The sequence below is a fragment of the Halomonas rhizosphaerae genome, from assembly GCF_030010555.1.
In the GTDB taxonomy this organism is placed as follows: Bacteria; Pseudomonadota; Gammaproteobacteria; order Pseudomonadales; family Halomonadaceae; genus Halomonas; species Halomonas rhizosphaerae.
The window spans coordinates 101971-115713 of sequence record NZ_JASCQP010000005.1 but is presented as its reverse complement, the minus strand read 5'-3'; the positions used below and the strand labels follow the sequence as shown (position 1 = coordinate 115713).

9 protein-coding genes are annotated in these 13743 nt (G+C 68.1%); 3 read left to right on the top strand and 6 right to left on the bottom strand.

All coding sequences use genetic code 11. The annotated features are described in order from the left end of the window. Window positions 1-5: 5 nt before the first annotated feature. Both betA and QLQ83_RS01075 read left to right on the top strand, forming a co-directional pair. Window positions 6-1712, top strand: a complete 1707-nt coding sequence (gene betA, locus QLQ83_RS01080; RefSeq protein WP_282733732.1) for a choline dehydrogenase — start codon at window positions 6-8, stop codon at window positions 1710-1712. A gap of 326 nt (window positions 1713-2038) precedes the next feature. Further along, window positions 2039-4501 carry an acyl-CoA dehydrogenase gene (locus QLQ83_RS01075; RefSeq protein WP_282733731.1) on the top strand — a complete coding sequence of 821 codons (2463 nt, stop codon included), beginning with the start codon at window positions 2039-2041 and terminating at the stop codon, window positions 4499-4501. Between the two features lie 50 nt (window positions 4502-4551). On the opposite strand, the gene QLQ83_RS01070 is transcribed toward QLQ83_RS01075, so the two are convergent. From QLQ83_RS01070 to QLQ83_RS01055, 4 genes are all read right to left on the bottom strand, one after another. After that, the gene (locus QLQ83_RS01070; RefSeq protein ID WP_282733730.1) at window positions 4552-6441 is read right to left on the bottom strand and encodes an SLC13 family permease; all 1890 of its coding nucleotides are present in this window, start codon (window positions 6439-6441) and stop codon (window positions 4552-4554) included. Between the two features lie 132 nt (window positions 6442-6573). Beyond that, window positions 6574-7380 (bottom strand): enoyl-CoA hydratase-related protein, encoded by an 807-nt coding sequence (locus QLQ83_RS01065; protein WP_282733729.1) that lies wholly within the window; start codon window positions 7378-7380, stop codon window positions 6574-6576. Beyond that, on the bottom strand, window positions 7377-9569 hold the full coding sequence (locus QLQ83_RS01060; protein ID WP_282733728.1) for an acetate--CoA ligase family protein: 2193 nt from the start codon (window positions 9567-9569) through the stop codon (window positions 7377-7379). The genes QLQ83_RS01065 and QLQ83_RS01060 overlap by 4 nt, the downstream gene beginning before the upstream one ends. A 78-nt stretch (window positions 9570-9647) precedes the next feature. Further along, window positions 9648-10454: an enoyl-CoA hydratase/isomerase family protein gene (locus QLQ83_RS01055; protein ID WP_282733727.1), complete on the bottom strand. Its 807-nt coding sequence runs from the start codon at window positions 10452-10454 to the stop codon at window positions 9648-9650. Between the two features lie 244 nt (window positions 10455-10698). Between QLQ83_RS01055 and QLQ83_RS01050 the strand changes: the two genes are divergently transcribed. Further along, entirely contained in the window at window positions 10699-11616 is a 918-nt protein-coding gene (locus QLQ83_RS01050; protein WP_282733726.1) for a MurR/RpiR family transcriptional regulator, read from the top strand. Here the strand turns inward: QLQ83_RS01050 and QLQ83_RS01045 are convergent. Together QLQ83_RS01045 and QLQ83_RS01040 are read right to left on the bottom strand one after the other, a co-directional pair. After that, complete coding sequence (locus tag QLQ83_RS01045) at window positions 11613-12533, bottom strand: metal ABC transporter permease (protein ID WP_282733725.1); 921 nt, start codon at window positions 12531-12533, stop codon at window positions 11613-11615. The two genes, QLQ83_RS01050 and QLQ83_RS01045, sit on opposite strands and share 4 nt — an antisense overlap. Next, window positions 12530-13741, bottom strand: coding sequence for a metal ABC transporter permease (locus QLQ83_RS01040; protein WP_282733724.1), 1212 nt, complete (start codon window positions 13739-13741; stop codon window positions 12530-12532). Before QLQ83_RS01040 ends, QLQ83_RS01045 begins: the two co-directional genes overlap by 4 nt. Between the last annotated feature and the right edge of the window lie 2 nt (window positions 13742-13743).

Below are 13743 nucleotides of genomic sequence, written 5' to 3'. Positions count from 1 at the left end.
ATCCCATGTCCCGGAACCATGAATTCGACTACATCATCGTCGGCGCCGGGTCGGCCGGCAACGTGCTGGCCACTCGCCTGACCGAGGACGAAGGCGTCAGCGTGCTGCTGCTCGAGGCCGGTGGCCCCGACCACCGCTTCGACTTTCGCACCCAGATGCCGGCGGCGCTGGCCTATCCGCTGCAGGGCAAGCGCTACAACTGGGCCTTCGAGACCGACCCCGAGCCACACATGGATGGCCGACGCATGGAGTGCGGCCGCGGCAAGGGGCTGGGGGGCTCCTCGCTGATCAACGGCATGTGCTACATCCGCGGCAACGCCCTGGACTACGACCACTGGGCCGAGGCGCCGGGCCTGGCGGACTGGGCCTACGCCGACTGCCTGCCCTACTTCCGGAAGTCCGAAAGCCGCGACATCGGCCCCGACGCCTACCATGGCGGCGACGGGCCGGTGAGTGTCACGACCCCGAAAGAGGGCAACAACCCGCTCTACCGGACCTTCATCGAGGCGGGCAAGCAGGCCGGCTACCCGGAGACCGAGGACGTCAACGGCTACCAGCAGGAAGGCTTCGGCCCCATGGACCGCTTCGTCACCCCGAACGGCCGGCGCGCCTCCACGGCCCGCGGCTACCTCGACCAGGCCAGGGGGCGGGTGAACCTGACCATCGAGACCCGCGCCCTCACCGATGTCATCGAGTTCGAGGGCAAGCGGGCCGTGGGCGTGCGCTACTTTCTCAAGGGCAATCGCAAGGGCGGGGAGCGCCAGGCCCGTGCCCGCCGCGAGGTGCTGCTGTGCGGCGGGGCCATCGCCTCGCCGCAGATCCTGCAGCGTTCGGGCATCGGGCCGCAGGCGGTACTGGACGAGTTCGGCATCGCGCCGGTACAGGTCAACGACAACGTCGGCGCCCACCTCCAGGACCATCTGGAGATGTATATCCAGTACGAGTGCACCCAGCCGATCTCGCTCTACCCGGCGCTGAAGTGGTGGAACCAGCCGAAGATCGGCGCCGAGTGGCTCTTCCTGGGCAAGGGCGTGGGCGCCAGCAACCAGTTCGAGGCGGCGGGTTTCATCCGCAGCAATGACCAGGAGGCGTGGCCCAACCTGCAGTACCACTTCCTGCCCATCGCCATCAGCTACAACGGCAAGAGCGCGGTGCAGGCCCACGGCTTCCAGGCCCACGTGGGCTCCATGCGCTCCGAGAGCCGCGGCCGCATCCGCCTCACCTCCCGGGACCCCGAGGCGGCACCGAGCATCCTCTTCAACTACATGGCCAGGGAGAAGGACTGGCAGGAGTTCCGCGATGCCATCCGCCTGACCCGCGAGATCATCGCCCAGCCCGCCTTCGACCCCTACCGCGGCCGGGAGATCTCGCCGGGGCCGGACGTGCAGTCCGACGCCGAGCTGGATGCCTTCGTCAAGGCCCATGCCGAGACCGCCTACCACCCCTGCGGCAGCTGCCGGATGGGCGAGGGCGACGATGCGGTGGTGGACGGCCAGGGCCGGGTGCACGGCGTGGAGGGGCTCAGGGTGGTGGACGCCTCGCTGTTCCCGGTGATCCCCACCGGCAACCTCAACGCGCCGACCATCATGCTCGCCGAGAAGATCGCCGACCGCATCCGCGGCCGCGAGCCGCTGCCGAGAAGCGACGCCCCCTACTACGTGGCGGGCGACGCCCCGGCCCGCGGCAAGCCCCAGCGCCGCCTCGACGGATAACGCCAGTGCCTCGGCACCACTGCGCCCCGCCCTGCCCTGCAGCGCGGGGCGTTTTTTTGGATTACAGAATGTTGCAGATGACCACCACGCTCGAGGCTTTTCCGGCGACAGGCGCTTCGGGGAGGCGCTATGAATCCTTCCCTGGACGCTACCTCGGCCATCCCTGGTCCTCGGACCTCCCCTTCGGCCTATCCCCGGCGCCTCTCGCTCTCCTGAAAGCCTTAATGACGAGTCATGCCACTGGCCGGTTGCAGCGATGTGGTCTAGTCTGCAAGAATTCAAACATCTGTTCGAATTCTTGCCATCGATAACAATCGGAGTCTCCCATGCTCACCCTGATCCTGCTGCTCGTGGCCATCGTCGGCCTGCTGGCGGTGATGCGCCGCGAGGCGGGCGCCCTGCCTGCCCTGGTCGTGCTCGCCGTCACCGGCCTGGCCAGCCTGTTCTTCGCCTCTGCCCTGCTGGGCGTGCTGCTGCTGGCCGGCGCCGCCGGGGTGGCGGCGGCCGGCCTGCCGGCCCTGCGCACCAGATGGCTGACCCCGCGCCTCTTCGCCCTGTTCAAGAAGGTGTCGCCCAGGGTCTCGGAGACCGAGCGCACGGCGCTGGAGGCCGGCACCGTGGCCTGGGACGGCGAACTCTTCACCGGTCGACCCGACTGGGAGAGGCTGCTCGACTACCGCGATGAGGGGCTCACGGAACAGGAGCAGGCCTTCCTCGACCAGCAGTGCAGCGTGGCCGCCGGCATGTGCAACGCCTGGGAGATCGCCCGGGAACGTGCCGACCTGCCCCAGGAGCTCTGGGACTACCTCAAGCGGGAAGGCTTCTTCGGCATGATCATCCCCCAGGCGTACGGCGGCCTGGGTTTCTCTGCCAAGGCCCAGTCGCTGGTCCTGCAGAAACTCTCGGTCAGCGAGACGCTGATGGTCACGGTGGGCGTGCCCAACTCCCTGGGCCCGGGCGAACTGCTGCTCAAGTACGGCACCGAGGCCCAGAAGGACCACTACCTGCCGCGGCTGGCCGACGGGCGCGAGATCCCCTGCTTCGGCCTCACCGGCCCCCGCGCCGGCAGTGACGCCACGGCCCTCCCCGATACCGGCGTGGTCTGCCGGCAGGAGATCGACGGCGAGGAGGTGCTGGGCCTGCGCCTGAACTTCGAGAAGCGCTGGATCACCCTGGCGCCCATCGCCAGCGTGGTGGGCCTGGCCTTCCGGCTCTTCGACCCCGACCACCTGCTGGGCGAGGAGACCGATCGCGGCATCACCCTGGCACTGATCCCGCGCGACACCGCGGGCATGGAGATCGGCCGCCGCCACCACCCCATCGGCAGCCCCTTCCTCAACGGCCCGATCCGGGGCAAGGACGTCTTCGTACCGCTCGATACCATCATCGGCGGGCCCGAGATGATCGGCCAGGGCTGGCGGATGCTGGTGGAGTGCCTCTCCATCGGGCGCTGCATCACCCTGCCCTCCGGCGCCACCGGGACCGCCCGTTACGCCCTGGGCTGGAGCGGTGGCTTCGCCCGAATCCGTCGCCAGTTCAACGTGCCGGTGGCCGAGATGGAGGGGGTCCAGGAGCCCCTGGCGCGCATGGCCGCGCTGGCCTACGTCTCCCGTGCCGCGGTCTACCAGACGGCCAACACCATCGACCACGGCGAGAAGCCGGCGGTGCCCTCGGCGATTCTCAAGAGCCAGCTCACCGAGTTCCAGCGCCAGATCCTCGGCGACGCCATGGACATCCACGGCGGCAAGGCGGTGACCCTGGGCCCGCGCAACTACCTCGGCATCGGCTACAGCGCCAACCCGGTGGCGATCACCGTGGAAGGTGCCAACATCATGACCCGCAACCTGATGATCTTCGGCCAGGGGGCGATTCGCTGCCATCCCTATGTGCTCGAGGAACTGGCCGCCAAGGATGCCGACGACCTGCGGGCCTTCGACCGCGCCTTCTTCGGCCACGCCGGACTGATCTTCGGCAACGCCGCCCGCGCCCTCACCCAGGGCCTGGGACTCGGCCGGGCGGACGTCCCCTTCGACGAGGTCGCCGCGCCCTATGCCCGCGACGTCAGCCGCCTCTCCGCCGGTTTCGGGCTCTGTGCCGATGCCGCCATGGCGAGCCTCGGCTCGACCCTCAAGCAGCGGGAGATGCTCTCGGCGCGCCTGGGCGACGTGCTCTCCAACCTGTACCTCGCCTCGATGACACTCAAGCAGTGGCACGAGGGCGACAAGGTCGAGGGCGAGGCCGCCCTGCTGCACTATGGCTGCCGCTTCCTGCTGGGGCGCGCCGAGCAGGCCCTGGACGAGCTCTTCGACAACCTGCCGAGCCGAGTCCTGGGCCGGCTGCTGCGCATCGTCGTGATGCCCGCCGGCCGCCGCTGGAAGCGCCCACAGGATGACCTGACCCGCGAGATCGCCCAGGCCGTCTCCCGCGACACCGCGCTGCGCCGCTACCTGCTGGAGACCACCTGGCAGGAGAACGACGGCAGCCGGGACAATCCGCTCGCCCACTACAATGCGCTGCTTGCCACCCAGGAGCGCGCCGAGGCCCTCTACCGTCAAGTCCAGAAGGCCCATGCCAAGGGCGAGCTGCCGGCCGACGCCCTGCACCCCGAGCAGAAGGTGGAGGCCGCGCTCGAGAAGGGGCTGATCTCCGAGGAAGACGCCGCCTTCATGCGCGAGCGCGAGGCCGAGGTGCTGGAGCTGCTCAGCGTGGACGACTTTGCCTACGATGCCTTCGTCACCGACAAGTCGCGGGTGCTGTGGCACACCGAGGAGCCATCAGCCATGGCCTGACCCGGTCACCACGCCACCCTCCCGCCCCGGCCATGTGCCGGGGCGTTCTGCTAGAGGGGCCAGACCATCAGGATCATCGGCATGGCCACCGCCAGTACCAGCAGGGACAGCGGCAGGCCCAGCTTCCAGTAGTCGCTGAAATGGTAGCCACCCGGCCCCATCACCAGGGTGTTGGACTGGTGGCCGATGGGCGTGAGGAAGGCACAGGAGGCGCTGACCGCCACCACCATCAGGAAAGGGTCCGGCGAGACACCGAAGCCACTGGCGAGACTGGCCGCAATGGGCGCCATGAGCAGGGCTGCGGCGGCGTTGTTGATCACGTTGGAGAGCACCATGGAGATCACGAAGAGCGTCACCAGGGTGACCACCACCGGCCAGTCGCTGCCCAGGGCCAGCAGTCCCTCGGCGATCAGTGCCGCGCCGCCGCTGGTCTCCAGCGCCTCGCCCACCGGTATCATGGCGCCGAGCAGGACGAGAACGGGACCATCGAGGGCCTGGTAGCCGTCGCGCAGCGGCAGCACCCCCACCAGCAGCGAGACCAGGGCCGCCGTGGAGAGCGCCACCGCGGCCGGCAGCAGGTCCAGCACCATGGCCAGGATGGCCGCGGCGAAGATGGCAATGGAGACCAGCAGCATCCGAGGCTGGCCGAGGGTGAGGTTGCGGCTGGCCAGCGGCAGGCAGCCCAGGGTCGCCAGGCTCTCGGAGAGCTCACTCTCGCCACCCTGCAGCAGCAGGACATCACCGGCCCGGAAGCGGATGTCACGCAAGCGCTGCTTGAGGCGGCCACCGTCACGGGCCACCGCCACCAGGTGCAGGCCGAACTGGTTGTGCAGGCGCAATTGGGTGACGGTGCGGTTGACCATCATGGAGTCGTTGCGCACGACCACCTCGACCAGCTGCAGGCCCTCGGTATCGACCCCTTTCTTCTCCTTGTCCTGCTTCTCTTCCTCTTCTCCGCTTGCCCCATCGGCCTCCGCCAGGTCCTTCTGCGCCGTGGCCACGTCAGGCTCGCGCGCGCCCTGTGCCGCGTCGTCCTCTTCTTCGCTTTCCTCGGGTTCGGCCCCCAGGGTAAGGCCCGCCTTGTCCTCGAGCAGCTTCATCTCGTCGGGGCCGGCCTCCACCAGAAGGATGTCCCCCTCGCGCAGGCTGCCGTGAAAGGCATGACCGGCACGACGCTTCTCGTCGCGGACCACGGCCAGCACCGGGATGGTCTCTTCCAGGGCCTGCTGCAGTTCCTGGAGGGACCATCCTACTGCCTTGGCTTCCTCCCCCACCCGGACTTCGACCAGGTAGTTGGCGGTGTCGAACATCTCCTCGGTGGTGGCCTTGCCGGCACGCTTGGGGGTCAGGCGCCAGCCCAACAGCACGATGAAGGCCAGTCCCGTCACGGCGACGACGGCGCCTACGGGAAAGAAGGAGAACATGCCGAAGCTCTCCCCCGTCACCGAGCCGCGGTAGCTGGCGATGATGATATTGGGCGGGGTGCCGATCAGGGTGGTCAGCCCGCCCAGCAGTGAGCCGAAGGCCAGCGGCATCAGCAGCAGTGACGGCGAGGCGTCATGTTCGCGAGCCAGACGCATGGCCACCGGTAACAGCAGCGCCAGGGCACCCACGTTGTTCATGATGCCCGAAAGCACCACCACGGTGCCGGTCAGCACCAGCAACTGCAGGAAGAGCCGCTCGCCGGCCTTGAGCACTTGTTCGGCGATCACGTCCACCACCCCGGAGCGCTCGAAACCGCGACTGAGCACCAAGACAGCGGCCACGGTGATCACCGCCGGGTGACCGAATCCCAGAAAGGCCTCCTTACCCGGCACCAGCCCCAGCATGACCGAGCCCAGCAGCGCCGAGAGCGCCACCAGGTCGTAGCGGAAGCGCCCCCAGACGAAGGCGGCGAGGGTCACCCCGAGGACGACGAAGACCAGCGTGCTGTCGGCCATGACACCTCCGTGTGTATTCGTGGAGACTCAAGCACACCAGCCGCAGGAGAGAAAAGCCAGCCCTTTCATCGTTCCCGGAACCGAATACCCCGGCACAGGCCGGGGTATTCGGGGACTGACGGCTGGCGTCGCCTACTTCCTGGCCATCTTCTCCAGCATGGCATTGACGGCCTCGAGGTGCTCGGGCTCGTTATGGCACATGCCCTGGAAGGTCGCACAGAGGTCGAGGAAGTCGGGCAGCTCCATGCGGCTGCCCATCTTCATCAGCCGCTTGGTCAGGCGCGTCGCCTTGGGCGGCTGGGCCGCCATCTGCCCGGCCATCTCCCCGACCCGCTCGAGCAGCGTCTCGGGCTCGGTGACCTCCAGCACGATGCCATACGCCTTCGCTTCCTCGGCATCGATCACCCGGCCGGAGAGTGTCAGCTCGAAGGCACGCTGGTAGCCGATCAGGCGCTGCATGAACCAGGCGCCGCCATCCCCGGGGATGATCCCCAGATTGAGAAAGGTCTCGCCGAACTTCGCCTTGCGGGAGGCGATACGCACGTCGGCCATGTTGGCCAGGTCGAAGCCGGCCCCGATCGCCGGGCCGTTGACCGCGGCGATGATCGGCACCTCCACGCCCTGCAGGGCCAGCGGGATACGCTGGATGCCCCGGCGATAGCGGCTGGCGACCTCGGCCACGTCGCCGGCGAAGTCGCCACCGCGCTCGGCCATGTCCTTGACGTTGCCCCCCGCGGAGAAGGCCGAGCCCTCGCCGGTGATGACCAGCACGGAGACCTCGTCGCAGGCATTGACCCAGTCGGCCACGGCCACGATGTCATCCACCAGGGCGGTGCCGGTCAGGGCATTACGCACGTCATGGCGGTCTAGGGTCAGGGTGGCCACCCGGCCCTCAAGCGTCAGGCGGGCATCGGTCAGTGACGGCAGGGTCGTGCTCATGTGTGGGCTTCCTTGTCGGTTGTATCGCTGTCTCGGTCGACGATAACCCGGGCATCCACCACCGCATAGCCATCGGCGTTGACGATGACCGGGTTGAGGTCGAGTTCCTTGAGGTCCGGGTAGGCGGCGACGATGCTCGACACCTTGAGCAGCAACTCGACCAGCGCCTCCTTGTCCACGGCGGACTCACCGCGCACCCCCTCGAGGATCCGCTTCGCCTTGATCTGCTCGACCATGGAGCGGGCGTCGTGGCGCGACAGCGGGATGGCGCGGAAGGCCACATCCTCGAGGATCTCGACGAAGATGCCGCCGAGGCCGAACATCAGCACCGGACCGAAAATCGGGTCGCGGATCACCCCGACGATCACCTCCACGCCCTTCTTCGCCATGGGCGCCACCAGCACGCCCTCGATCTCGGCCTTGGCGTCGTAGGCCCTGCAGGCGTCGAGGATCGCATTGCGGGCATCATGCATGGCGGCTTCGCCCACCACGTTGAGCCTCACGCCCCCGGCGTCGGACTTGTGCAGGATGTCCTTCGAGACCACCTTCATGGCCAGCGGCGTCTCGCCGAGCGCTGCCGCTGCCGCGGCAAGCTCGGCCTCGTTCCTGACGACCCGCTCCTCCGGGACCTCGACGCCGTGGTCGCGCAGCAGCTGCTTGGCCTCGTACTCGAAGAGGTCACGCCCCTCGGCCCGGGCCTGCCGGAACATGGCGGTGAGCTCGGGACGGGCATCCACCGGCGTCTCGCGGGCGTGGGCATGGATCTGCGCCAGGTACTGGCCGCGCTCGCCCAGCGCCGCGAGCACCCGCACCGACTGCTCGATGGAGGCGTAGACCGGCAGGCCCGCCTCGTGCAGGCGACGCAGCGCCGGCGGCTTGATCGGCGTATAGAGGCTGTAGATGACCAGCGGCTTCTCGGTGGCGTTGGAGAGGTCCACCATCGCCTCGGCGCCGCGCATCTCGTCGCCCAGTAGCGACTCGGCGAAGCGGATGCTGTAGCCCCCGAACATGCCGACCAGGAAGACGCTGTCGACGTTGTCATCGTCGGCGACGATCTCCATGCAGGTGGCGAGCAGCGAGGGGTTGGCATCGGTGGAGCCGGCCACGTCGACCGGGTTCACGGTAGACGCCTGGGGGAAGAGCACCTCGCGCAGCTTCGCCCGGGTGGCCTCGGAGAGCTCGGCGAGCTCCAGGCCCGCCTCGGCCAGGCGGTCGGAGGCGATGGTGGCCTGGCCACCGCCGTCGGAGATCACCGCCACCCGCTTGCCGCGGGACTTCTGCAGCAGCCCCAGCCCCTCGGCCACCGGGAGGATCTCGTCGGAGTACTGCACCACGCTGACCCCGGACTGCCTGAGCAGGTCCACGGTCATGGCGTAGCTGCCGGCCAGGGCCCCGGTGTGGGAGCTGGCGGCCTTCTGGCCCTGCTCGGTGGACCCGGACTTGTAGACCACCACCGGCTTCATGGCGGTGACGTCACGGGCCACCTCGAGGAACTTGCGCCCGTCTCGGAAGCCCTCCACGTAGAGCGTGGCCACCCGGGTGTGCTCGTCCTCGCCCAGATAGCGCAGATAGTCGTTGAAGCCGATGTCGCTCTGGTTACCGGGGCCCACGTAGGTGGAGAAGCCCACCTGGCCGTTGTGCTGGGCCTCCAGGGCCAGCGACAGCAGCATGTTGCCGGACTGAGAGATGATGCCCACGTCGCCCGGCTTGACGTTGTCCAGCGCCAGCAGGTTGATGTGGTGGTGCAGGTTGAACACGCCCGAGGTGTTGGGGCCGATGATGCGCACCCCGTGCGCCTCGGCCTTGGCCATCATCTCGCGCTCGAGCGCAGCCCCCTCACCGCCGATCTCGGCGAAGCCGCTGGCGAGTATCACCGCCCCCTTGATGCCGCGACGGCCACACTCGGCGATCAGCCCCGGCACCGTGGCCGCCGGCGTGCAGATCAGCGCCAGCTGGGGATTGCCGGGGATCGCCGTGACCGAGGGCCAGGCCTTGACCCCGAGGATCATGTCGGCCTTGGGGTTCACGGGATAGATGTCGCCGCGATAGCCGTCCTTGATCAGGCCGACCATCGCCTTGTAGCCCCGCTTGGTGGGATCGGCGGAAGCGCCGATCACCGCGATGCCGGTCGGCGCCAGGATGTCGTGAAGCGGGCTGCGGGTTGGGAGGTGTCCTTCGATGGGATTCATGTGTTGCTGACCTTGACCACGAGGGTCGCTGAACGGTGACGACGAGCCCGGTCACTGGCCGGGCACGGGAGATCGGGATTACCTGCCCTGGAACCGGGGCGTGCGCTTCTCGGCGAAGGCGTCGACGCCCTCCTGCCAGTCCTCGGTGGTGGAGCAGGTGAAGACCGCATCGAGTTCCTGCTGCAGCTGGCTCTCCAGGTTCGTGTCGCTGCCCTGGTTGACCAGGCGCTTGAGCATGGCGATGGAGACCGGGGCCTGCTTCGCCAGCTCGCCCGCCAGGGCCCGGGCCTCGTCGAGCAGGGAATCGGCGGTCCAGCTGGAGGTCGCCAGGCCGATGCGGGCGGCTTCCTCGCCATCGATGCGCCGGCCGGTGAAGAGCAGCCGACGCGCCTGGGCCAGACCCACCAGCTCGGGCAGGAGCTTGGAGACGCCGCCGCCCACGCAGGTGCCGATGCTGGTCTCTGGGAAGCCGATCTGGGCATCCTCGGCCATCAGGATGAAGTCGCAGGAGACCGCCATCTCGGCGCCGGCCCCCAGGGCATAGCCGTTGACGGCGGCGATCACGGGCTTCCTGAGGCGCAGGATCGCCTCGCAGACGTCGTTGCCCAGCTGCAGGTACTGGCGGCGCTGGAACAGGGAACGCTTGGCACTGCCATGCTCCTTCATGTCGGCGCCGACGCAGAAGGCGCGACCCTCACCGGTGAGGATCACGGCACGGATATCGACCTCGGCGGAGGCGACGGCGAGGGCATCGAGCAGCTCGGTATACAGCGTCTCGACCACCGCATTGAGGCGATGGGGCCGGTTGAAGCGGATCTCCATCACCTGGCCGTGGCGCTGGGTGATCAGGGTCTCGTAGGCGGGATGCTTGGCGGAGTGGCTCATGTCGGGTTCGGTCGTTCCTGGTAGAGGCTGACGATGAATGAAACAAACGTATCATTCACTATACCAATGAGGCACGTCTGTTTTGCGGGCATCCTAGACGAGGGTCCCGATGGGCGTCAATACAGCTGTGCCATTATTTTTCCCATGAGATACAGTTGTGTCATTCATGACGACCCGCATGCGTTACAATGCGCTCTGCCACGATGGGCGGATGCCATCAACATGATCAGCTGAGGAGAACCGCGTGCTGGAACCGCAGACCCCGAGCCCGGATGCGCCGCCGGAGGCCCCGGCGGGACTGGATGCCGTCAACCAGCAGCTGGCCGAGGCCTATCCGGAGCTGAGCCCGCAGCTCAAGCTGGCGGCCGGCTACGTGCTGGAACACCCGGTCGAAATCGCCTTCCAGTCGATCCGCAAGTCAGCCGCCGCCGCCGAGGTCACCCCCTCGACGCTGATGCGGCTGGCCAAGCGACTCGAGTTCGAGAGCTATGAGCAGTTCCGCGAGGTGTTCCAGTCGGCGGTACAGGCCGGCCCGGTGGAGCTCTCGGGGCGGGCCAGCCAGCTGCGCAGCCTGGCCAGCCAGACCGATGACCAGGTGTTCCTGGACGTGGGAGACGCGGCCTTCGACAACATCGGTCGGCTGTTCACTGCCGACAACCAGAAGAAGGTCCGCGAGGCGGCGCGGCTGCTGCTGGGCGCCGGCAAGGTGGCGGTGGTGGGCTTTCGCGATACCTTCGCCTGCGCCTACCACTTCGCCTATGTGGGACGCATCGCCATGCCCGACATCCATCTCATCCGCGGGCAGGAGGGCGGCCTGCTCACCGAGCTGGCCCCCTTCGGCGAGGGCGACGTGGTGATCGCCTTCGGCTTCGAGCCCTACTGTGCCGAGACCATGCGAGCCCTGGAGATCACCCGTGCCAACGGCGTGAATGCCATCGTGGTCACCGACACCCTGCGCTCGCCGCTGGTCCCCGGGGCCAGCATCACCTTCCCGGTGGCCAACGCCACGCCGCACTTCTTCCCCTCGATCCTTTCGGCGATCACCCTGATCGAGGTGCTGCTGGCCGAGTGCGTGGCCTTCGGCCCCGACGACCTGGTCGACAACGTGGCACGCTTCGAGTCGCGGATGCGCGAGATGGGAGCCTATGTCGATATCGACTAGGTGCTGAGCGCTTCCCTGCGATGGCGATGGGGGCCGAAGAGACAGGCCAGCAACAGGAACCCCCCGGACAGCGTGGCGATCATGCCGGCCGCGCTCAGCGAGACCCCTAACCCCATCCAGCCCGGGCCATAGCCCGCCAGCACATAGCCCAGCACCGCCGACGCCACGGCGATCAGCTGGCTCAAGGCGACCTGGGAGGCGAGGCGGTCGGTCATCAACCGGGCCGCGGCGGCGGGACAGATGAACATGGCGATGACGATGATCGCCCCGACCGCCTCGAAGGCAGCAATGGCGGCCACGGCCACCATCACGACCAGCAGCAGGCCGACCAGGGTCGGGCGGGCACCGACGCTGGCGGCGAAGTCCGCATCGAAACTGGCCAGCACCAGGCTGCGGCGGAAGGCCACCACGAAGGCAACCACCAGGGCCCCCATCCAGGCCACCCGGGCCAGTTGCGGCGGCAGGTCGGACAGGGCCCGCGGATCCACCAGCGCGGCGAGACTCGTGCCCTCGAACCAGATCAGGCTCTCCAGATTACCGTAGAGGGCGTGCTCCACGTCCAGGTGGACCGTCCCCACCTCGTTCCACTCCAGCATCAGTACGCCGAGGGCGAACAGGCTCGTGAAGACCACGCCCATCGCCGCGCTGTTCTCCACCCGCCCCAGCCGCCGGATCAGCTCGATCATCGCCACGGTGAACAAGGCCGAGACCCCGGCGCCCAGCATCATCGCCGAGGAGGCCAGGGTCCCGGTGAGCAGGAAGCTTGCCACGATTCCCGGCAGGGCGACGTGGCTGATGGCGTCACCGATCAGGCTCTGGCGACGCAGCACCAGGAAGTTGCCCAGCAGGGCGCAGGACATGCAGATGACGATGGCGACCGTCATCGGCACCAGGCTGAACATCAGGAAATCGCTCATGGGTGCGCCCCCCGACCCATCATCAGCCGGTTCTCGAGCACCATGATGGTATCCGGCGAGAGCACCCGCTCGATCGGCAACAGACCGCGGTGATCGAGCTGTGCGGACTCCTCCGGATAGTACTGCCGGTAGAGCGCCCAGAGCCGCTCCTCGTGTTCGGCATCCCGAGCCGCGGCCCAACCGGACGGTGTCGCGACCCCATCGCGGCGAATGAAGCCCTGGCGGCGAAGCACCCTCATGGTCAGGTCGTCAAAGATCGCCTCATCACGGGCCATGGCAAGCAGCCCCTGGCGCAGATGGACCCGCCGCTTGAAGCGCTGGTGGGCCATCAGGGTGGCCAGGATGCCGCGCCGCGGCGAGAGCAGGAAGGACACCAGGAAGAGCACGAAGCAGGCCAGCACTACCAGGGGGCCGGTGGGCAGCCCCTCGCGCACGCTGGACAGGGTAACGCCGAGGTAGCCGGCCAGGGCGCCGAGCAGCGCTGCCAGCGCCACCACGCGAAGCGGCCGATCGGTCCAGAAGCGGCCGGTCACCGGCGGGATGATGGTCAGCGCGACGATCAGGATCAGGCCGGTGATCCGCAGTCCGATCACCACCACCGCGAGCAACAACAGCATCAGCAGCATATCGACTCGCTGGACCCGGACCCCGTTGGTGGAGGCGAAGACGGGATCGAAGCAGACCATCAGGAAGTCCCGTCGCATCACGAAGATGCCGGCCGCCAGCAGCAGGGAACAGAGCGCGATCAGTTGGGCCTCGGCCGCCAGCATCCCGGCGGTGGAGCCGACCAGGTAGCCGGTCAGCCCCGCCTGTCCGGACACCGCCATCGACTGGATGACGGTGAGCAATACGACGCCCAGGCCGAAGAAGGTGGAGAGCACGGCGCCTATGGCGGCATCCTCGCCCAGTCGCGTGCGGTGGCTGATGGCCTGCACCGCCCAGAGCCCGACGGCGGCGCTCAGTCCGGCACCGACCAGCAGCCCCGGCATCCAGCGCCCGTCCCCGAAAACCAGCGCCATCAGGATGAAGGCCAGGGCCAGGCCGGGAAGGGTTGCATGGCTGATCGCATCGCTGACCAGGGAGCGCTTGCGCAGCAACACGAAGCTGCCGATCATGCCGGCCCCTCCCCCGAGTAGCATCGCACCGAGGGTCACCAGGCTGGTGTTGTAGCCGGCATCGAAGATCAGGGCACGCCACCAGGCTTCCATGC

Bases quoted from the DNA above. Each gene is read 5' to 3' on its own strand.
- betA (WP_282733732.1), top strand. From the start codon at position 6: ATGTCCCGGAACCATGAATTCGACTACATCATCGTCGGCGCCGGGTCG.
- QLQ83_RS01040 (WP_282733724.1), bottom strand. From the start codon at position 13,741: ATGGAAGCCTGGTGGCGTGCCCTGATCTTCGATGCCGGCTACAACACC.
- QLQ83_RS01065 (WP_282733729.1), bottom strand. From the start codon at position 7,380: ATGAGCACGACCCTGCCGTCACTGACCGATGCCCGCCTGACGCTTGAG.
- QLQ83_RS01045 (WP_282733725.1), bottom strand. From the start codon at position 12,533: ATGAGCGATTTCCTGATGTTCAGCCTGGTGCCGATGACGGTCGCCATC.
- QLQ83_RS01060 (WP_282733728.1), bottom strand. From the start codon at position 9,569: ATGAATCCCATCGAAGGACACCTCCCAACCCGCAGCCCGCTTCACGAC.
- QLQ83_RS01055 (WP_282733727.1), bottom strand. From the start codon at position 10,454: ATGAGCCACTCCGCCAAGCATCCCGCCTACGAGACCCTGATCACCCAG.
- QLQ83_RS01070 (WP_282733730.1), bottom strand. From the start codon at position 6,441: ATGGCCGACAGCACGCTGGTCTTCGTCGTCCTCGGGGTGACCCTCGCC.
- QLQ83_RS01075 (WP_282733731.1), top strand. From the start codon at position 2,039: ATGCTCACCCTGATCCTGCTGCTCGTGGCCATCGTCGGCCTGCTGGCG.